This window comes from Salinivibrio sp. AR647 (assembly GCF_001995415.1).
GTDB classification, from domain to species: Bacteria; Pseudomonadota; Gammaproteobacteria; order Enterobacterales; family Vibrionaceae; genus Salinivibrio; species Salinivibrio costicola.
Window position 1 is genome coordinate 115,898 of the sequence record NZ_MUFE01000006.1, and the last position, 19,555, is coordinate 135,452.

Here is a 19,555-nt window from a genome sequence, read left to right on the forward strand (position 1 = left end):
CCTAACAATGGGTGGTGCAAAACACGTCAAAATGCTGAGTGAGGCACCTGCATCATGACGTGACTTGCGGATAAAGCAAAAAGGGCGGGTATTGTCGAGCAAGGCTGACGGCATTGCAATAAAAACGCGCCCAGAGTAGGGCGCGCGATAAGGGGAATAATGGAATCAAGCTATGGCGTTAGGTGCGAAGCCCTGCCACTAAGGTTTTAAGCTGGTGGGCTTGTGCGCCAAGTTCGCTCACTTCGGTAGCGGAATCACGCAGCATTTGGGCAACCTGGGTAGACTGGCTGCGTACTTGCTCCACATCTTGCGAAATCGTACCCGCAACATTACCTTGCTGCTCAGCAGCGGCGGCAATTTCGGTGCTGCGATCGGCAATGGTGCCACTGCGCTCAGCGATTTGGCTGATCTCAGTATCAATCTCTTGCACCGCCGCTTCACTGGCTGACGCATTTTCAACCGTGCCTTCCATCACCCGGCGTAGCTCGGCGGTGTGCGTTTGCAGTGACTCAATCATAGATTGAATATCAACCGTCGATTCCTGGGTGCGGCTAGCCAGTGTGCGCACTTCGTCTGCGACCACGGCAAAGCCACGACCTTGTTCGCCGGCACGCGCGGCTTCAATCGCGGCGTTGAGCGCCAGTAGGTTAGTTTGTTCACTAATACCGTTAATGGTGGTTACCACGGTACCGATTTGCTCGGCGTTTTTGCTCAGCTCGCTGACTTTATCTGCCGCTTGAGCTATCTCGCTGGCAAGACCATTAATCGCGGTCATGGTTTGCTGAACTTGCTGACGCCCCAGATTTGCAGCTTCTGTGGCTTCTTGTGTTTGGGTTGATGTCTCGGTGGCATGCGTTGCGACCTCCCGAATTGAGCTCGCCATTTCTTCGGTCGCGCTGGCCAGCGAATCAAGGTACTGACGCTGGCTCTCGCCCACAGCTTCGCTTTCATTGCTGCGCTGCTGCAAACTTGCGGACAGGCCGTCCATCATCTCTGCGCTTTCCTGGATCGCTTTTACCAAACTCTGTTCACGCTCGAGCACTTGATCGATAGTAACGGCAATTTGGCTAAACTCATCACGGACCGGGATAAAGTTCATCCGGTAACTTAGCTCACCATCTGCTAGCTTTAATAAAGCTTGGTTCATGGTGTACATGGCGCCGCCGATAAAGGTCATGATGTAGTAAATCAGCACTGCAATGACTAACACCATGCCAAGCAGCAGGCTCCAATCGGTGGCGCTCATATGGCTAAATAGCGAGCCGTCGAGCTGATAGATAAGCTCATTACCATTGAACGTAAAACCGGTTTGCTGGCTATTGAGCAGGGTTTGCACCTCGCCTTTCGGGAGGTCGTATTTTTCAACCATGGCTTGAATGGCTTGTCCTTCCGCTTCCATCTTGTGTGCCACACGGGTATCCGAGGCTGCATCTAAGGTAAGCGCAATCACAACCATTGCGAGTAAGGGGAGGAAAAAGATAAGGTAAAATTTCTCTTGGAGCCGAAGGTGGATGAAATATTTATCAATCCATCGAAACGCAACTTCTTTCATGACGTAATCCTGTCAAACGACTTGTCTCATGTAGCGTTATACAGGTGTCGTTTTGCAATGGGAATACAGTAGAGGTGACCGATGTCTCAAAAATGTATTAGGGCCTATGTCACAGGTCACGTTCAGGGGGTTGGCTTTCGTTATCAGACCGCCCATGAAGCGATAAAGCTCTCATTGACCGGGTATGCGAAGAACTTACCGGATGGGCGTGTTGAGGTACTGGCATGTGGCCGCAATGAATCGGTGGATGCCCTCATGGCGTGGTTAGATAAAGGGCCGCCTACCGCGGGTGTTGATCAGGTCGATAAAGAAGACGTGGAGTGGCGCGCCGTAGATGGCTTCGCAATACTATAGCGACTCGATAGGACCATGTCGTCTAGGTAACAAGTCGTGTTTAGCTAAAAAACAGCGCCTAGGTAACAAATAGCAATTAGCTAAAACATGTAAGCGCCGCGGTGGGTAGTGCGGCGCTTATAGGCTGGCCATCGGTACTAAAGACATTTAGCCGGCTTAGGTAAACCTGCCAGTTTTGTTGCCTGTTTAGCGGGACCTTTCGGGAACAGCTTGAACAAATACTTGCTGTTGCCTTTTTCTGGGCCGTATTCTTTTTCCATCGATTTAACCAACAAACGCACCGCCGGTGAGGTGTTGTATTCTTGGTAAAAGTGGCGGACAAAGTGAATCACTTCCCAATGGGCCTCGGTAAGGGCAATGCCTTCTTGCTCTGCAAGCATGGGAACTAATGCTTCGTGCCAGTCGTCCACATTTTTTAAATACCCCTGCGCATCCGTCGCAATGGTTTCACCTTCATACACCAGCATAGTCTTACCTTTGTTCGTCATCTGATCGGACGTTATCGCTGTTATTAAAGCTGCAAAGCATAGCGAGCAGGGAGGGCGAGTGCAACTGGCGTTCAACCGTGACTCCGTGCTGCGCGCCGCACTGAGTGGGTGCGCCATTTAACGACAAAAAAGCCGGCGCGTGCCGGCTCTTTGTGTTTGTTACTGACTAAACCCTGGGGGGTTAGTCGTCGTTCATAAAGCCAAGAATGCTCAGCATATGAACGAAGATGTTGAAGATGTTCAAGTACAGCGACACGGTGGCGCGGATGTAGTTGGTCTCGCCGCCATTAATGATGTTGCTGGTGTCATACAGAATAAAGGCTGAGAAAATCAGTACCGCGATGGTGCTAATTGCCAGGCTCAACGCTGGGATCTGCAAGAAAATATTCGCGACCATTGCCACTAATAGGGCAATCACACCGGCAACCAAGAAACCACCCATGAAAGAGAAGTCTTTCTTAGAGGTAATGGCATACGCCGATAGGCCTAGGAACACCATCCCTGTGGTGGCAAGCGCCTGCATCACAATGCCTGGGCCGCTAGAAAGGCTCAGGTAGTAAGTCAGGGTTGGGCCGAGTGAGGCACCCAGCAAGCCGGTGAAGACGAATGTCCACACAATACCGGCAGAAGAGTTCATGGTGCGTGGTAGCACAAAGAACACGATCGCCAACGCACCTAGGGTCATACCTAGCGACATCATTGGGCCGATGCCGACAGCGATAGCGATAAAGGCCGCGATAGCACTGGTGATCAGTGTCATCGATAGCAGTGCATACGTGTTACGTAGCACCTTGTTTGTAGATAACGCACTCTGCTGTGACTGGCTGTGCGAAACGATACGATCGTTCATAACGTTCTCCCGGTTGGGTTAACAATCCATTTTTATATACGACAGTTATGCGGGCAGTCGTTCACTTTTTCAAGCTGCCCACGTCCTTAATCTAAACCACGACTGGCTTTTATAGGGTTAATAATACCTTATCCGCGCCTAACACCGATGGTGAAGTTGTAAAGGGATGTTAACCCAGCCCTTAAAGCGCGAACAAGGTAAAGTTTTTTACATCAACCACTTCCACCAGACGAACACGGCCAAGAAACCAAACAAATAGACCAGCCCGGTGATTGCCAATGCGCGCATCGCCTTGCTCATGGTCACTTCGGGTGGTAAACGGTGCTTGGTCACCAAAATATAGTTCAATAGCGCGAAAAAGGGCGTGGTGACAAATGCCGCGACCATGGCAAAATCAAGCATGGTCAGCAGCGCCCCAGTCCAAAATGCTACGATAGCCAGTGCCAACACAGCGATCAGTACCATCCAGCCTTGTGTAACTGCGGGTTTTGCTTCTGCTTCTGTTTGCTCGCGTAATAACCGTTGCGATTCGGACACCACCCGCGCATAGCCATCGATTACCGTGATGGTGCTGCCGAAGATACAGAAAAAGGCGACCACCGCAATCAAATAACGTGACCACTCGCCAATGGTGGCGGCATACAAACTCACCAATTGATGAGAAAAGCCAATACCGGATTGTTTCAGTTCCACCCCGCTGCCGTGCAGAAGCAGGGCACCCAGTGATAAGAACACAATCGCCAATAGCGCGGTGCCAATGTAGCCGACGTTAAAATCAAACAGCGCCGCTTGGGCATTGATTGGCTCAGATTGCGCTTTGCGCTTGAGCCACACCGACGTAATACTAGAAATTTCAATCGGGGCGGGCATCCAACCCATGGTGACCACGATAAAGCCAATCGCTGCTACGGACCAAATCGACGGCGCATTAAAACTAGGCTCGACCGCGACTGGGTTACCGACCGCAACTGTAACCGCGACCAAAGTGGCGCAAGTTAGCGTTGCCATGATTACTTTAGCAAGCAGATCCAATGCCTTGTAGTGGCCAGCAATTAATATCACCAGGCAAGTGATCACAATAATGGTCGACAACACCGTTAGTGACAGATCAAACGGCACAAAATAGCTTAATAAGCTGGCGCTAAATAAGGTCAAGGCAGCGGTGTTAATAACACCAGACACGGCACTCAGTGCAACAAACAGCCACAAGTAAGGGCGGCCTAAGCGCGCATAGCCTTCTACCAGCGTTTCGCCAGTGCCTGCGGTATATTGTACGCCTGCTCGAAAAAAGGGGTATTTAAATAAGTTAACGAGCAGGATCAATGCTGCGAGTTGCCAGCCATAAATAGCACCGGCTTTGGTAGACGCAACAAGGTGAGATCCGCCTACTGCCGCCGCGGCCATCATTATCCCTGGCCCTAAAGCGCGTAGGCGTTGCATCACCGACAAGCTGGGCGCTGTCTGGTGCGAAGAGACGGTTTGCATGGTTGTTTCCTTTATAATAATTGCGTTGTTGTGTTTGCTTAATTTTATGATTTAACGCTATTGCTTTTATATTTTACGCGTAAGGCCGATTTTTATCGTTTTTCCTTCAGTGTTTGTGTCAATAGCTACCCATGAATAGCATATGAGTTAAACGTGTCAACCAGTCTTGCCATATTTATTCAGCATAGGCGTCACGCTGGGTGCGAATGACCAACACCGCTAACCTGACATAAATATAAAGCGATAAACATCCGACCATTGTCTGAGAGAGCAGACAGCGCCGGAAAAGATCTTAGCAGGGTGCAATCAGGGCTGAATAAGTGTGATCTAAGATCAAATTCTGCTGGAAATGAGACTCCAATCACAATAGAATGCTCGCCCAACATGCGCTCTTTGCTCAGTGATAGGCAAAGAGTGGCTGTGTCGCGATTCGCGGCTGAAGAAAAAGCGTCCAAGGTAGGGCCCACCTTCACCGAACCCGCGGTACGATGTAACGCATGATGGAACCTCTTGCCTCCCCGGCAGCGTGTCGTACTCATCCGTACCGCAAGTGCAATACAACACGGCAAGGTAATCTATTTATGCAACTCCTCTATAGTGCGGCAGGTCTCGTCGCTCTGGTTCTGTGCGCGTGCGCATTTTCCACTAACCGTAAAGCCATCAATTGGCGTACCGTGCTCGGCGCGTTTGGTTTGCAAGCCGGTTTCGCGGCGTTAGTGCTCTATATCCCCTTTGGGCAAGCCATGCTGGGCTCAATGAGCAATGGCGCGGCTAAGTTGTTATCGTTCGCCAACGAAGGCATCGAATTTGTATTTGGTCCGCTGGCCAATGATGGATTTATCTTCGCTGTTAAAGTTTTGCCGTTAATCATTTTTATCAGTGCGCTGATTTCTCTCCTTTATCATCTCGGCATTATGCAGTGGGTTATTAAATTGCTCGGCGGGGGCATACAGCGATTACTCGGCACCAGTCGAGCTGAATCGCTGGTAGCCACCAGTAACATCTTTCTTTCTCAGGGCGAATCTCCTTTGGTGGTTCGCCCTTTTCTTAGCAAAATGACTCGCTCAGAGCTATTTGCGGTGATGGTCGGCGGTATGGCCTCGGTGGCCGGTAGTGTGCTTGGCGGTTATGCCGCGATGGGTGTAGATTTAAAATACCTGATTGCGGCGAGCTTTATGGCGGCACCGGGTGGGCTATTGATGGCCAAAATCATCGTCCCAGAGACCGAAACACCGGCCGAGCAAAGCCAGGTTGAGATCAGCGATAGCGACCAAGCAAACGCGATTGATGCATTGGCTAGCGGTGCGATGAACGGCATGAAAGTCGCGGTTGCGGTCGGCACCATGCTGGTGGCCTTTATCAGTGTGATTGCGATGCTAAACGCCGGGCTGAGTAGTTTAGGGGAGCTGGTCGACATTGACGGCTTAAGCCTAGAAATGTTGTTTGGTTACCTGTTCTCTCCCCTGGCGCTGCTTACCGGTGTACCCGTGCATGAAGTGTTTGATGTCGGCAACCTCTTGGGACAGAAGATTGCGCTTAATGAGTTTGTCGCCTTCTTATCCTTTGCCGATATTAAAGCCAACCTGTCGGTGCAAAGCCAGGTGATTGTGACTTTTGCCTTGTGTGGCTTTGCCAATATCGGCTCGATTGCCATTCAACTTGGCTCGATTGGTGCCATGGTGCCAGAGCGCCGCAAAGATGTGGCAAGCTTAGGCGTGCGTGCGGTGATTGCTGCCACCTTTGCCAACCTAATGAGTGCGGCATTGGCGGGTATTTTTATCGCGCTATAAACATTGCGCGGTAACGAGACTCGGTTAAAGTATCTCAGTAAAAGCAGGGCGATTGGCGGCAAGCTAATCGCCTTTTGCTAACATATTCGCCAAGCTGATCACAGCTTGAGCGAACAGACAAGAAGCGGTAAATAAAGGGTTTACAAGCCACAGCGAACCCAATAATATATGCCGCGTTCCGGAGAGATGGCTGAGTGGTTGAAAGCACCGGTCTTGAAAACCGGCAAGGGTTAATAGCCCTTCTAGGGTTCAAATCCCTATCTCTCCGCCACATATAGAAAAGCCGCTGCCCAGTCAGCGGCTTTTTTGCGTTTATCCCCCCACAAACTCCCAAACCCTGACCGCGCCAACATTTTAGACCCCTTTGCCTAAACACACTGCCCAGCATCTGATAACCTAGCCCGCAAAAAATCGCCCTGTAAGGCCTTTTGGACGCCGCTAACCAGAGGGCGGTAGCGTGGGGGCAGCCGAGCCTATCACTTCGTTCCCACGCTCCTGCGTGGTAACGCGTTATGGGTTAGGTGGTACTGTTTCGGGATAATGTGAACGCTTCAACCATGATAGGCGGCATGCACACTTTCGCAGACGAGTTGATTGCTTCAAGGATTAAAAGTATGTTTAATAACAGAAAGTTACATAAAAAACCGTATAACGGCTTTGACAAATCGAGCGCGCGCACTAATACAATGTTAGAACTATGATCGAGCGTATGACTGAGCAAGGTACTCTCTGCCATATCCATCGGCCCAAAGATTCCGGCCAAGTTGGCTTCGTATTTATCTGCCCCGGCCGCTTTGAGGAGAGAGAAGGACGGCCTTGTGCTGGCCAGACGGGAAGGGTGCTGGACGACGGATTGTGTCACCTCGTACAAATGCGAGGCGACCTTTTTACTTCTCGAAATCGGTACGATTACCTGATCACAAATGCATGGCCACAAGTCGAATATAAGAAAAGTACAAACAGGTCGGTGCCAAATTGTATTGAAGTTACGTCGAAACAGAACATTCAGCGGTTGTTTTCTGAAATTAATGGGCTCTCCCATGTCGTAGCATGCGGTGAACTGGCACACCTTGCTGTGCGCATTTGCGTTGAATTTTTGAACTTTTCGGGAAACGTCGCCTATGTCAAACACACATCTCGTCAGTCTATGGGCTGCCCAACGAAAGAGCAGTACGACAGCACAGTCAGGGATTGGGCAAAAAGTGTTATTCAACAGTTCTAACAAGGCGCAGCAGTTCGCGGCCGATGGCCGCCGGACGCCCTTTACGTGGCTCCTTCGTCGCCACTCCAAGGTCGCCGCTGTGCTTCGGCGTTAAGTGCCATGAGGAAATAAAATGAATTGCAAACTTTGCGGGAAAGAAAGCGTACTGCAAAAATCCCATATAATTCCCAAATCGTACTTAAAAGGGTTAAAAAAGGGTGTCGGTCAATTGGTGTCTGTCGTGTGTGATGAAGCGACTGCCCCTAAAAAAATCAATTCAGATACTAAGGAGAGGCTACTGTGCCGAAACTGCGAACAATTTCTAAGTGACAACTATGAAAAGTATGGGACTCGGTTGTTTAAAAGTAGTCGAGGAGTTAAAAAAGCTAGAAACTACATTGAATTCAATGGCTTCAAATATACAGAGTATTACCTTTTTCTAATTAGTATCCTTTGGCGTGCTTCGGTTTCAACATTAGACGAATTTTCTAGTGTTCAATTGCAAGAGAAATTTGAAAGCATTTTAGCTTCATCTATAAAAAGTAAATCAATTAAACTGCAAACATCTTTAAGGCTTGACCACTTCATTCGTATATCTGTGCTTCGTGTCGTTGACTCAAAAAATGGTATCAGTGATGACGTTATACGTAATGTTCTGCTGCATTTTGGTGTTGAGCATGGTGAAACTGCGCAAGATGGTATGGTTTATTACTTCATGATTAGTGGTTTCCTAATCTGCTACTTTTTTAGTGTTGGTAAAGACATTCACGATGTGCGTGTGAAGCGTATTGGAGGACAGTTAGTGAATCGTACACAAATTAAAATTCCTAAAGTCGAACTGAGTGACTTAAAGCAAGTGCATGATGGTTTCAAGGTTATTCATGAAAAGGCTCAATCGCATACGTTGTAAAGGCACTTAACAAACGAGTATGTCGTCAATCCTAAATTTTAGCGAGATTTTTATCCCACATCACGCCGTCTCTGAGCATCGAATTTAAGATCACTACCATCTTGCGCACACAGGCAATAGTGGCGATTTTTTAGTCATTCATCGCGTGAGTCTAAAAGTAGTGCTTAGCGAGATTAACGCTAAAAAAGAATGAGTAAATATAGCTACCTCCGGTATTAAAAGTCGCACCTCAGTGTGGAAGATATTCAAGAGGGTAACCCTGTCATTCGTTATACATTTAGATAGAGTAGTGCTAATGAAGTTTAAAATAGCAGATAAAAGAACAAGAAATTTGTATATAGGGCCGCTTAGTGTTTTTATGTTTTGGCCTTCTTTGATGTTTTTGGGTTCATGGTTTATGGGTGATGTAATTAGTCTTGAGCATCTCCTTTATGTTTGCCTGTTTTGCTCTGTTCCTGCGCTATTAAACTATAAAGGAAGATGCGATTTTAAAAACTACGCTGAAAATCATGCCATTGAAGTTTCAGACAAGGGATTAATTTCTTATGAGCCTGACACCCAAGAGATCATGGAGTGGGAAAGCGTTAAAACGATCAAGGTTAAGCGTTCAAAGGAAAAGGTAAAATCTATAAAAATCTTTGGTAACCATGGGTTAACGGCTGATTTGTCAAGATACGAAGGTTTAGATAGGCTCTATGATGAACTGAAAAAAGTGATAGAGGCAGGGCGTTGGAGATAGGTGTATAGTGGGTTAATTGGACTCCCGCTCTAAACAAACCACTCTTTAGCTGATTGATTAGTAGCGGGGATAACAAGAGTCGCAATACGATTGTCGGGTTTTATTTAGCTACCGAACCTGCTGATTATTCTTTGGTTTTGATCGTATTATTGCCCGAGGTATTATCTCTACGGCTATTCATTGCTATTCTGAAATTCAGGGTATTGCTCAAGAAACTCAACCATATCGAAAGGCATGACTTTTGGTTGTCGTTTGTACCAATTTACAAGCGGTTTTACATCCAATGCATGAAAATCACGTTTAAAGTCACTACTCCGATATACATTCGATAGCTCGATCCACTCGTCTAAATACTGGGTGTCTTTAGATTCAGAAGTATACGCTAATAAAGCAGAGTTGTAGGAAGATAGCTCTTTTCCCCAGCAATCATTTTCTGCTAGATGTTTAATATAACCAGTTGCTGCTACTTTTTCGCTTCGACTGAGATTAACAAACCAGCTTTCCTTGATTGGCTCTAATGGTTGACGATTTTTACGGCAATTACTTGCTTTTTCTTCTAGTGCAGAATAAGTGCTATCCATTTCGGACTTTAAAAATTCTTCCCATGTAAGGGCATGGCCTACTATAGGAAGGCTTATCAGTAAAAGTAAGGTGGTTTTTCTACAGAGCATTAGAAACACATCTCCAAAATTCGTAATCTTTTCCTGTTGCATTTAGTGCTGTCATATCAGCGTGATCTTGCAGTCTACGGCGCCGAATAATCCCTACACTTTTAAATGCATCAGCGAAACCTTTCCAGTCATATATACTAATATTAATACCTGTGGATACTACTGATGCTGAACCCTCAATAATAACTGAACCATTTGCACTTCTTGATGCAAATAGTTGAAATAGTGGAACACCAGATAAGACTGCTTCAAGTACATTGGCAGTATCGATTATCCTGTTCATTTCCTTGATTCCATCAAGGGTCTGAGCGCTAGGCTCAAAGCTATCTATATTGCAAAAATCACCTTTAAAGCTTGAAACCGGCATACTTGTTCCCTGAGAGTCATTATCTAGGTATTTAAAAGTAAATACTTACAATAGTCACAGAAAGCCTTATGATATTGGAGCATTATCACGTAAATATCAATTTTTGGGATACCCCATGCACCTGACTTTCCGTCCCATCAATCTTGAAACCGATTTTGCTAATTGCGTAGCTGCACGTCGGGATGCTTTTGTGTGTAGCTTTGGATCCGATGCGGGGTTTGAAGACTTTCTGGCCGGCTATTTTGAACGAGTAAGCGAACGCATGAATCAGCCCGAATGGTTTTATCGGCATATCTTTGTCGATGGAGAATGGGCTGGGCAGCTTGAATTTCGCAGCACGTCGCCAGAGCCTGAGACGGGTTATGTGCATCTCATCTACCTTGCACCTGCCTTTCGTGGGCGCGGGTTTGCCCCTTTGCTGCAGCGTTATATCGAAACTACCTTAACAAACGCGGGGTGCCGCCGAGCAATGCTTTCTGTAAGCCGTGATAACCATCGTGCGTTAGCCTTTTATCGCCAGCACGGCTGGGAATTTGTTCGCGCTAACCCCAAACATGCGAAGACCGATTTTTATCAGTGTTGGTTGCCGGCGTAGATACTTATTCGCGCCAATATGCGATTATTACGCGATAGAATGTTTCAGTAGGCGAGTGGTTTATGACTCTGATATGCCGGTCAAAAAGGCTCACTGTGCGACAATTTACACTCGACGATGCGCCGTTTATTGTGGAGCTGCTTAATGATGCGTCGTTTATACGCTATATCGCGGATAAAAAGGTGCGTACTGAACAAGATGCAGTCGAGTATCTCCGTCACGGGCCGCTCGCGAGTTATCAAGCATATGGCTTCGGTTTAAATCTGGTAGAACGGCGAGAAGATGGTGAGCCCATCGGCATGTGCGGCGTGCTCAAGCGTGACGAGTTGGCATATCCAGATTTAGGCTACGCGTTTTTATCGCGTTATACCGGGCAAGGATACGCCACAGAAGCCGCCGAGGCGGTGCTTGAAGCAACTCTGTTAGCGAGCGGACTGAATACCGTTCAAGCAGTGACCTTACCGGACAACCAACCCTCCAATCGCTTGCTCGAAAAGCTCGGGTTTCAGCGACAACACCCAATCATGCTTTATGGGCATAGCAACAATCTGTATGAATATACCCGTACCTGAGCGCCGTCAGGTGTTACTGAGCACTGTCACCCTGAACCGTGACGCGGTGCAATCGTCTGGGCGTGTCGCCATAATCGGTTACTGCGTAGTGTTGGGTGGCGCGATTGTCCCAGATTGCCACCGAGTGTTTTTGCCAGCGAAAACGAACGTGATATTTCGATTGGCGTGCTTGACTGAACAGTGTCGCAAGCCGTTGTTGGCTGTCAGCCTCTGGCCAGTCGGCAATCGCGCGAGTAAATTGCTCGTTAATAAATAGTACTTCTTGGCCGGTTTCTGGGTGGGTTTGCACCATGGCACGGCGAATGGGTGGGTAGTCTTGAGCGCGTTTCGAGACCACACTCTGGCCGTCGGCGTCTTGATGATCGTAACGACTGCCTTCAAAGGCGTGCAGTGCGTGAATGGTGTCGAGCTCGCGTAGCTCGATTTTTTCTTTGTCGGTTAGATCGGCCCATACTGCTGCCATGTCACACCAAATCGTATCCCCGCCATGTTCTGGTACATACTGCGCGTGTAAAACCGAGCACTTGGGCGGCACCGCTTGCCATGTCATGTCGGTGTGCCAATAGCTTTGGCTGGGTGGATTACCGCGGCTGGTTTCAATCACGACCACTTGGTCGTTGTCGGGTAGGTGCGGAAAAAACGGGTGAGGTGGCTCAAGCTCGCCGAAGCGTTTTGCCAGTGCGACATGGTCGTCGGTCGAGAGGGGCTGCTCGCGAAAGAAAAGCACTTTGTAGCGTAAAAATGCTTGGTATAGCGCCGCAAACTCAGTGTCTGACAGCTGGGATAAATCGATATTATCGACTTGCGCCCCTAACGTATTGCCTAAAGGGGTTATCTTCATTTGAACCATACCTTACCGCCAATGAATTTGTAGGCTGGTGTGCCTCGCATTAGGGTGTCACGCGCAAAGGGCTGTTGGCACTGAGGGCAGTGACACGGCGTGGTGGTGGCATCCTCAACAATCCTTTCTTTAAAGCACTTTACCAAAGCGCCTTTACCGCCTTTGCGATATTTAAATAGTGGCGCATTACAGCGTTTACAGAAAATATCGATGGTTTTAGTGGGGCCTTTTTTATTCGGTTTTGCCATTTTGATTGCTCGAGCGTCACTACATGCCGAAAGCTTGATAGTGACGAGTCGGGCGTAGGCTGTCAATCAGCTATCGTTTAATGACGCTTTACGTTATTAACGCTTGGCAACCATAAACAAAAGCCAACACGGGTGATCGTGCTGGCTATCGTTCCCGCCTCACAGCCAATGAATGTAAGTGCAAAGGGCTTTTTTTGCTTAGTTCGCGATTTTCACGCGGATTTTGCTCTTTGCAACGCTGGCCAAGTTCAGTGCGGCAATTGCAGCGTTGGCCTGGGCATCGTCAGGCATAGTCACAAAAGCAAAGCCTTTGGATTCGCCAGTCTCTTGATCCAGCACCAGATTGCAGTCGGTGACTTCGCCGTGTTCAGAAAACAGCTGACGGAGTTCTTGTTCGGTGGTGGTGCGTGCAAGGTTGCGAGCTAAAAGTTTCATTGTTGTACGTTAATATCGAGGTAACAACACCGATTGTCTCAGTAAAGGATGCCACGACCAAGTAATAGTTTGGCTTTCTTATCGATACGTTAGCCTTGAGTGCTGCTCAGCCGACGTTTATGCGTCACTTTCTCCTAAGTCATGATTGATTTTATCCAGCAGCGCAATAAGTTGCTGGGCTTGCTGATCATCAATGCTAGGAAACTTACAACGAATCTTTTCAGGAATTTCCGCTGCTTGGTGCTGCAGCTCAATGCCTTTGCCCGTCAATGTTACCCACCGCTTTCGTTTATCGTCTTCGTCTTTCACTATGGTGAGCAAGCCTTTATCGCCCATCTTTTTCAAAATCTGCGTCATCGCGCCACCATCAATGCCGGTTTTCTCAACCAGATTTGCGATCGCGAGTCGGTCAGTTTCCCACAGCGCCATCATCACTACATATTGCGGGTAGGTGAGATCAAGCTCGCTCAACCAGGAACGGTAGGCACGCGAAATACCGTTGGAGGCCTTGTATAAGCGGTGACAGATTTGGCTATTGAGCTTCAATTGGGGATAGGTCATGGGTTTTCATTTTCAATGTGTCTGAGAGCTATTTTATTTTGTGCGCAAAGTATTTGCAATGCTGGGTCATGCGATCTAGTATTTTGCATGCAAAATAAATAAACCTGATGCAAGCGGCTTTACCGTACTTGCTGAGTGCGAAGCAGTGAGCCGCAAGCGGACTGGAACACAGGAGAGTGAAATGAAAGAGCTACAAAGTGTTGCCTATACAGCAAAAGCCACCGCTACCGGAGGCCGCGAAGGGTCTGCAAAATCCGATGATGGGCGTTTAGATGTTGCGCTTTCAACCCCTAAAGGGCTCGGTGGAAACGATGGCGAAGGCACCAACCCTGAGCAGCTTTTTGCTGCCGGCTATGCGGCGTGTTTTATTGGTGCGCTGCGTTTGGTGGCCGGTAAAGCAGGCGTGACCTTGCCGGAAGACACTCACATTAACTCAGAAGTGTCGATTGGCCCTATTGATGGTGGTTTTGGTATTGCCGTGAAGCTGGCAGTGTCTGTTGGCGATCTGGATAAAGAGACCGCGCAGTCATTGGTTGAGCAAGCGCACCAAGTATGCCCGTATTCCAATGCGACACGTGGCAATATTAAGGTCGAGCTGTCAGTTATTTAACATCGCTAGCACGCTATGATAGGGAGCGCTGTCAATCAGGGCTCCTTTTTTATGTCCGCTCTTTAAGGGAGCAGCGCGTTGTTGGGTGCTCCCTGAATAGAAGTGCTGAGCATTGACCGCTCAGACTATTGACCACTAAAACTAGCGCACAAGACCTATACCAATAACAAGGATGATGAGAACTGGTATGTCAGAAACCACCACTAGTCAGCTCACCAAGATAAGCGTCGTTCCACTGACTGATCAGGATATCGACGGTGTTCGCCAGGTATCGTTGCCTGATCAACAAGTAAAGTTTGCGGGGACCGCTGACGAATTTCTTGCTGAGCCCTGCGAGACTATTCACCGCCATGTGATCAAGCGAGCGGGCAAGACGGTAGGCTTTTTTAAACTCGATACTGACTATGCGTCTCAGTATGACTTTTGCCCGCCAAAGACGTTGGGTCTGCGCATGTTTGTAGTGGATGCGCGTTATCAAGGGCAGGGCCTAGGCACCGGTGCGGTTAAAGCCTTGCTTGAGTATTTTCCCGTTGCTTATCGTGATTTCAATTGGGTGTATCTAACGGTGAACTGTCAAAACCCGGCCGCTAAAGCCTGTTACCAACAAGGCGGCTTTACTGATACAGGCGAGCTGTACTGGGGCGGCGCGGCAGGGCCTCAGCATATTATGTATGCTGCGATTGACGCCGATAATAAGGGCAAAGCGCAATGAGAAAGGGCAGAACCACAACGTTTGGTCATACGCGACAATGGCTTAGGGCAGGCTTAGACTTGCACACGATGTGCCAACAGACAGCTCGAATCATGAGTGTGTTGTTTGTCGGGGGGCTATCAACGGGGGCTTATGCGCAAGGGTTGGATTTTCGTGTTGAAACCGGCGGGGTGACGTTTAGCAAAAATGATGTCAGCATCCCCGGAGATACTGGCACTCGCTTTGATATGACCGATTTAACCGGCCGATCCGCAACGCCTTACTTGCGTTTGTATGGCACGTATCAGTTCAATCCCCAGCACGCGGTGCGCCTAACCTTTGCGCCTCTATCTGTCGATGGTCGTGGCACGCTGTCAAAAAGCATCCAGTTTCAGGATCAGCGCTTTGCCGATGGGCAAGCGATTGACGCGGATTATCAATTCAATACCTATCGTGCGACATACCGCTGGACGTTTTACGATCATGGCCCTTGGCAGTGGGGCGTTGGTGCCGCAGCCTTGGTGAGAGATGCTGAAATCACCCTCGCGCAAGGTGAAACAAAAGCAACGAAATCCAACGTTGGTGTAGTGCCCTTGCTGCATGGGTATGGGCAATATCGCCTGTCCGATCGCGCGGCGTTGATCTTGGATGTGGAAGGCGCGTGGTCACCCATGGGACGTGCGGTTGATGCGGCGCTGATGTTGGAGTATCACCTTGGTGATGGCTGGTATGGCGCTCTGGGATATCGCACCCTAGAAGGTGGGGCGGACAACGATGAAGTCTATAACTTTTCTTGGCTTCACTATGGCCTAGCCAGCCTCCGGTACCGGTTTTAAAGATTCAAGCCTGATTGTGGGCACGAGTGGGCTATGTCTGGTAGTTTAATGATCATGAGGCTGGCTGAAAAGTAAGCGTGAAGGTCAGGCCGCCTTGGGCGTTGGCTGCAGCTCGTATTTTACCATTTATATCCCGCACGTTATTGGCTGTGATTGCTAATCCTAACCCAAGTCCCTCACCGATTTTCTTCGAGGTGACAAACGGCTCGAACATGGTCTCCAAAGCCTCTTCTGACGCCCCGCAGCCGTTGTCACTCACCGTCAGTTCGACTGCCTTTTTGGTGGGCGTGACCACAAACACCAAAGTCGGCGAAGCGGTATTTGCCATCGCATCGCATGCGTTAGATATCAAGTTTCCTAGGATTTGTAATAACCTTTGTCCTTCACCGAGTATCATGGGGGTGTCGTGAGGCATACGCACCCGCACATCAATGTCTGCCAACTGAGCTTGATGCACACGCAAGGTTTCGTTGAGGGCATCGGGTAAAGAAACGGCATGCAGGTGGTGCGGTTTGTTGTAGGCGAAGGTTTTGAGTTGGCTGGTCATATTAGTCATACGATCAATCAGCTTTTGCACCAGCTGGTTATTGGCTTTAACTTTTTCCGTCTCGCCGCGTTCAGCGAGCAAGGTATTGGTGGTAAGTAAGGTGCGAAGGCCGGTGAGTGGCTGATTAAGCTCATGAGTAATAGCACTGGACATTCTCCCTAAGGCGGCCATTTTGCTGGTCTCAATCAGTTGCGCTTGTGCTTGTTGCAGCGCTTGGGTGCGCTCTTCCACGCGCTCGGTGAGTGCTTGGTTCATCTGCTGGAGTGACTGTTCGGCTTTTTTGCGTTTGCTAATGTCAATCAACGTCGCTAGGTAGTATTGCTCATCATGCCAAGGGAAACGGGTGAGTGAGAAAAGCGCAGGAAAGACGCTACCGTCGCTGCGACGTGCCATGGTTTCAACCGCATTGAGCTCAGCCAATTCATCGTGCTTGTCGAGATTTTTCAGCAAGGTGAGGGTGGTGGAGTGTGGATTGCCGGTATCAAACAACTCCCAAGCAAAAATGCGGTGATGATTGTTTTCTGGCAAGCCAAATAGCCGCTTGGCCATCGGGTTAAGATCATACAGCGAGCCTTGTTCGTCAATGAGCAATAAACCGACTTGGGTTTTATCAATCATTTGTTTCAGTCGGCGCTGCGACTCTTGTAATAGGCTTTGAATTCGCTGCTGGTGACGGTGTTTCTGCCGTCGTTGTTGGCCGATGATCAACAATAGAATGACGACAAGTAAGACGGTTGCCACTCCCCATGCGAACAAGTTTGCGGTGTCTTTTATCGGTTTATAGGGGGTCAGGTAACTCACTGACCATTTAAGATCGTCCAATTTTACCGTGTGGCCCAAAAAAGGGGTGGCATTGAAGCGCCACTGGCTAATGGCGGTACTGTCGTAGAGGTAGCGCGTTTGTCTCTTCACTGTTTGTTTATTGTCTTGCGTTGATGCTTGTGACCCGTTCAGTCGGGCTGCGTTCAGTCGGGCTGCGTTCAGCTGGGCTGCATTCAGCCAGTCTGCACTGTACTGGCTGCTGCTTGAGAGGAAAAACCGCTGTTGCCGATTTTGCAGCAGAATGAGGTCATCACTGGCGATGGGTTGCTCAGTAAGGAAGCTAAGGTCAATTTGTACTACCACAATGCCGGCGATGTTGAGGTCATCAAAAACAGGGGCAGAGAGGTAATAAAGCGGCCCATAGCCTTTGGTTTTATTCACCAATGACACACCTTCACCTTGACGTAGCACTTGCTCGACGATTGCCAACCGGTCGGGACGGCTAAAGCGCTCATCAATTAGGCTAGAAGCGAGCACGTCACCTGATGTTGAGAGCAGTGTCCAGCCTTCGGTATTGGCCGCTTTATCGAGCTGTGTCAGTTTCACTTGAAAGGCGGCGGTCTCGTGGCGCTCTCCTTTCACAATTGCCAGGGTATCAGGATGGTTGGTCAGCAAATAAGGCAGATGATAAAAGCGCCTTAAGGCACGGCGAACGTCACCGATATAGTTTAAAAGCTTGTTCTGTACCTCGGCGTGTGTTTGCACACTTAATCCCTGATAGGCTGCTTCGCGGCTGATCCCATAAAAGAAAAGCACCAACACCCCAGCGAGCAACAGCATTGCCCAGGTTCTCTTGCTGTCTTGGTGGGTGCGGTGATGATTCTGCATAGTGTGCTCTGCTCTGACTTCCGCTTTAGACTGCGGTGAATAGCAAAAATGTTAAAGCAGTGTGATGAGAAAGTGAGAGCTAGCTCCTTTTCTGCTGCGTGGCTTTTGCTACCGTAATGAGTCACTTATCACGGATGGTTTCCTCATGACGGTACAGACACTCCCGCGCATTGCCTTGATTGAAGATGACGATATTGTTCGTCACACCACCTGCCAGTGGTTAGAGTTGGCAGGCTTTGAGGTTGAGTCATTCAGCACGGGCCAAACAGGGCTACAAGCTGTATTACAGTATCCGTTTGATGCCGTGGTCAGTGACGTCAAGTTACCGGATGTTGACGGCTTATCTATTCTTACCGAGCTAGACCAGCATCAGGTCGCGACACCTGTGCTGTTTATTACAGGACACGGTGATGTTGATATGGCCGTAGGGGCGTTGCAAAACGGGGCGTTTGATTTTATTGAAAAGCCTTTTGAGCCCGAGCGTTTGTCTCAGCGCGTGACTGAGGCCGTCGACAGCTACCGCCAACATGCCTCGACACAAGAGCGACAAGCCTATTTATCGCGTATTAGTGGATTGGAGAAGGTACTGATTGGCCAAAGCCGAGTGATGCAACAACTTCGTGAGCAGGTGGCGAAGCTGGCGCGTATCGACACCAATGTGATCATTTATGGGGAAACGGGGTGTGGCAAAGAGCTGGTGGCAACCAGTTTACACAATGAAAGTGCGCGACAAGCCCAGCGTTTTGTGCCGATAAACTGCGGCGCGATCCCGGAAAACTTATTTGAAAGTGAGCTGTTTGGCCATGAGTCAGGGGCATTTACCGGCGCCAATCAGCGTCGTATTGGTAAGTTCGAATATGCGCACAAAGGGACCTTGTTTTTTGATGAAGTCGAGAGCATGCCGGCAAGTATGCAGGTGAAAGTGTTGCGCGCGCTTCAAGAGCACACCATTGAAAGAGTGGGAGGGAACCAGTCGATAGCGATCGATACGCGGGTGATTGCGGCCGCTAAAGCCGACCTCAATGACCATGAAACCTTCCGACAAGATTTGTACTACCGTTTGAATGTGGCACAAATCCACCTTCCATCCTTAAGAGAACGTGAAGATGATGCGTTGATCTTGTTTGAGCACTTTACCCGTCAGACCAACCCGGAGACACGCCTGGCCAGTGAGGCGGATCGGCACGCCATTTTGTCTTATTCCTGGCCGGGTAATATTCGTGAGCTGCGCAACGTCGCAGTACGGTTTGCCTTGGATGATGGTATTTCAGTGATGGAAATACTGTCCAATCGCCCTTCATCGACCATGGAAGCCGTTCAATCGAATGTTCCGCTTTTAATCCAGCTACATAACTTTGAACGCAAGGTACTACACGAATGCTTGGTGGCACATCAAGGGCGTATTCATGAAGTGATGCTGGCGCTCGATTTACCTCGCCGTACCTTGAACCAAAAAATGAAAAAGTTTGGCTTACACCGTGCTGACTATACCTAAGTGAATCGGCAAAAAATTGCTCAAGGCGAAACGCGCCGCGTTTAAGCGTTGATCACACTTTGGTTAC

The 19,555-nt window shown here is 48.9% G+C and carries 22 protein-coding genes, 1 tRNA gene and 1 pseudogene; 12 read left to right on the forward strand and 12 right to left on the reverse strand.

Translation table 11 applies throughout. The features are described 5' to 3' along the window. Positions 1-178 precede the first annotated feature (178 nt). Positions 179-1,552, reverse strand: coding sequence for a methyl-accepting chemotaxis protein (locus BZG76_RS09195; RefSeq protein ID WP_025744657.1), 1,374 nt, complete (start codon positions 1,550-1,552; stop codon positions 179-181). An 81-nt stretch (positions 1,553-1,633) separates the two neighbouring features. On the opposite strand from BZG76_RS09195, the gene yccX reads away from it, so the two are divergent. Then, the gene (gene yccX, locus BZG76_RS09200) at positions 1,634-1,906 is read left to right on the forward strand and encodes an acylphosphatase (protein WP_077461090.1); all 273 of its coding nucleotides are present in this window, start codon (positions 1,634-1,636) and stop codon (positions 1,904-1,906) included. Between the two features lie 137 nt (positions 1,907-2,043). Here yccX and BZG76_RS09205 read toward each other — a convergent pair whose 3' ends face one another. The 3 genes from BZG76_RS09205 to BZG76_RS09215 all read right to left on the reverse strand — a co-directional run bounded on the left by BZG76_RS09205 (position 2,044) and on the right by BZG76_RS09215 (position 4,729). Next, positions 2,044-2,373: a TusE/DsrC/DsvC family sulfur relay protein gene (locus BZG76_RS09205; protein ID WP_025744655.1), complete on the reverse strand. Its 330-nt coding sequence runs from the start codon at positions 2,371-2,373 to the stop codon at positions 2,044-2,046. A 202-nt stretch (positions 2,374-2,575) separates the two neighbouring features. Then, positions 2,576-3,244, reverse strand: a complete 669-nt coding sequence (locus BZG76_RS09210) for a Bax inhibitor-1/YccA family protein (RefSeq protein WP_046073363.1) — start codon at positions 3,242-3,244, stop codon at positions 2,576-2,578. A gap of 207 nt (positions 3,245-3,451) precedes the next feature. Beyond that, positions 3,452-4,729, reverse strand: coding sequence for an NRAMP family divalent metal transporter (locus BZG76_RS09215; RefSeq protein WP_077461091.1), 1,278 nt, complete (start codon positions 4,727-4,729; stop codon positions 3,452-3,454). A 581-nt stretch (positions 4,730-5,310) separates the two neighbouring features. Between BZG76_RS09215 and BZG76_RS09220 the strand changes: the two genes are divergently transcribed. From BZG76_RS09220 to BZG76_RS09235, 4 genes are all read left to right on the forward strand, one after another. Continuing rightward, positions 5,311-6,519: a NupC/NupG family nucleoside CNT transporter gene (locus tag BZG76_RS09220; RefSeq protein WP_077461092.1), complete on the forward strand. Its 1,209-nt coding sequence runs from the start codon at positions 5,311-5,313 to the stop codon at positions 6,517-6,519. A gap of 180 nt (positions 6,520-6,699) precedes the next feature. Next, positions 6,700-6,790: transfer RNA gene (locus tag BZG76_RS09225), tRNA-Ser, on the forward strand. Positions 6,791-7,228: 438 nt separating this feature from the next. After that, complete coding sequence (locus tag BZG76_RS15305) at positions 7,229-7,741, forward strand: hypothetical protein (protein ID WP_131825322.1); 513 nt, start codon at positions 7,229-7,231, stop codon at positions 7,739-7,741. A gap of 112 nt (positions 7,742-7,853) precedes the next feature. Continuing rightward, positions 7,854-8,630 (forward strand): hypothetical protein, encoded by a 777-nt coding sequence (locus BZG76_RS09235; RefSeq protein ID WP_077461094.1) that lies wholly within the window; start codon positions 7,854-7,856, stop codon positions 8,628-8,630. Positions 8,631-8,661: 31 nt separating this feature from the next. On the opposite strand, the pseudogene BZG76_RS15255 reads toward BZG76_RS09235, so the two are convergent. Beyond that, a pseudogene (locus tag BZG76_RS15255) lies at positions 8,662-8,760 on the reverse strand (IS110 family transposase); the annotation flags it as partial. Positions 8,761-8,925: 165 nt separating this feature from the next. Between BZG76_RS15255 and BZG76_RS09240 the strand changes: the two are divergent. Further along, positions 8,926-9,369 carry a hypothetical protein gene (locus BZG76_RS09240; protein WP_077461095.1) on the forward strand — a complete coding sequence of 148 codons (444 nt, stop codon included), beginning with the start codon at positions 8,926-8,928 and terminating at the stop codon, positions 9,367-9,369. Positions 9,370-9,542: 173 nt separating this feature from the next. Here the strand turns inward: BZG76_RS09240 and BZG76_RS09245 are convergent, their stop codons facing one another. Both BZG76_RS09245 and BZG76_RS09250 read right to left on the reverse strand, forming a co-directional pair. Next, positions 9,543-10,082, reverse strand: a complete 540-nt coding sequence (locus BZG76_RS09245) for a hypothetical protein (protein ID WP_198532327.1) — start codon at positions 10,080-10,082, stop codon at positions 9,543-9,545. Continuing rightward, positions 10,030-10,407, reverse strand: coding sequence for a hypothetical protein (locus BZG76_RS09250; RefSeq protein ID WP_077461097.1), 378 nt, complete (start codon positions 10,405-10,407; stop codon positions 10,030-10,032). The genes BZG76_RS09245 and BZG76_RS09250 overlap by 53 nt, the downstream gene beginning before the upstream one ends. Positions 10,408-10,522: 115 nt before the next feature. On the opposite strand from BZG76_RS09250, the gene BZG76_RS09255 reads away from it, so the two are divergent. After that, positions 10,523-11,002: a GNAT family N-acetyltransferase gene (locus BZG76_RS09255; protein WP_077461098.1), complete on the forward strand. Its 480-nt coding sequence runs from the start codon at positions 10,523-10,525 to the stop codon at positions 11,000-11,002. 62 nt (positions 11,003-11,064) lie between these two features. Beyond that, the gene (locus tag BZG76_RS09260; RefSeq protein WP_077461099.1) at positions 11,065-11,574 is read left to right on the forward strand and encodes a GNAT family N-acetyltransferase; all 510 of its coding nucleotides are present in this window, start codon (positions 11,065-11,067) and stop codon (positions 11,572-11,574) included. A gap of 13 nt (positions 11,575-11,587) precedes the next feature. Here the strand turns inward: BZG76_RS09260 and BZG76_RS09265 are convergent, their stop codons facing one another. The 4 genes from BZG76_RS09265 to BZG76_RS09280 form a co-directional block, all read right to left on the reverse strand. Next, on the reverse strand, positions 11,588-12,415 hold the full coding sequence (locus tag BZG76_RS09265; RefSeq protein ID WP_077461100.1) for a TauD/TfdA dioxygenase family protein: 828 nt from the start codon (positions 12,413-12,415) through the stop codon (positions 11,588-11,590). Further along, positions 12,412-12,663 (reverse strand): hypothetical protein, encoded by a 252-nt coding sequence (locus BZG76_RS09270; protein ID WP_077461101.1) that lies wholly within the window; start codon positions 12,661-12,663, stop codon positions 12,412-12,414. The genes BZG76_RS09265 and BZG76_RS09270 overlap by 4 nt, the downstream gene beginning before the upstream one ends. A 198-nt stretch (positions 12,664-12,861) precedes the next feature. After that, a complete protein-coding gene (locus BZG76_RS09275) occupies positions 12,862-13,098 on the reverse strand; it encodes an RNA recognition motif domain-containing protein (RefSeq protein WP_077461102.1) in 237 nt (78 codons plus the stop codon). A gap of 117 nt (positions 13,099-13,215) precedes the next feature. After that, positions 13,216-13,659 (reverse strand): MarR family winged helix-turn-helix transcriptional regulator, encoded by a 444-nt coding sequence (locus tag BZG76_RS09280; RefSeq protein WP_077461103.1) that lies wholly within the window; start codon positions 13,657-13,659, stop codon positions 13,216-13,218. 181 nt (positions 13,660-13,840) lie between these two features. Here BZG76_RS09280 and BZG76_RS09285 point away from each other — a divergent pair, with 181 nt between their 5' ends. The 3 genes from BZG76_RS09285 to BZG76_RS09295 all read left to right on the forward strand — a co-directional run bounded on the left by BZG76_RS09285 (position 13,841) and on the right by BZG76_RS09295 (position 15,796). Continuing rightward, entirely contained in the window at positions 13,841-14,269 is a 429-nt protein-coding gene (locus BZG76_RS09285; RefSeq protein ID WP_069361329.1) for an organic hydroperoxide resistance protein, read from the forward strand. 187 nt (positions 14,270-14,456) lie between these two features. After that, on the forward strand, positions 14,457-14,981 hold the full coding sequence (locus BZG76_RS09290) for a GNAT family N-acetyltransferase (protein ID WP_077461104.1): 525 nt from the start codon (positions 14,457-14,459) through the stop codon (positions 14,979-14,981). A gap of 92 nt (positions 14,982-15,073) precedes the next feature. Then, positions 15,074-15,796: a hypothetical protein gene (locus tag BZG76_RS09295; RefSeq protein ID WP_046073346.1), complete on the forward strand. Its 723-nt coding sequence runs from the start codon at positions 15,074-15,076 to the stop codon at positions 15,794-15,796. A gap of 52 nt (positions 15,797-15,848) precedes the next feature. Here the strand turns inward: BZG76_RS09295 and BZG76_RS09300 are convergent, their stop codons facing one another. Beyond that, positions 15,849-17,945, reverse strand: a complete 2,097-nt coding sequence (locus tag BZG76_RS09300) for a sensor histidine kinase (protein WP_443216261.1) — start codon at positions 17,943-17,945, stop codon at positions 15,849-15,851. Between the two features lie 193 nt (positions 17,946-18,138). Between BZG76_RS09300 and BZG76_RS09305 the strand changes: the two genes are divergently transcribed. Continuing rightward, complete coding sequence (locus tag BZG76_RS09305; protein WP_077461106.1) at positions 18,139-19,488, forward strand: sigma-54-dependent transcriptional regulator; 1,350 nt, start codon at positions 18,139-18,141, stop codon at positions 19,486-19,488. Positions 19,489-19,555 lie beyond the last annotated feature (67 nt).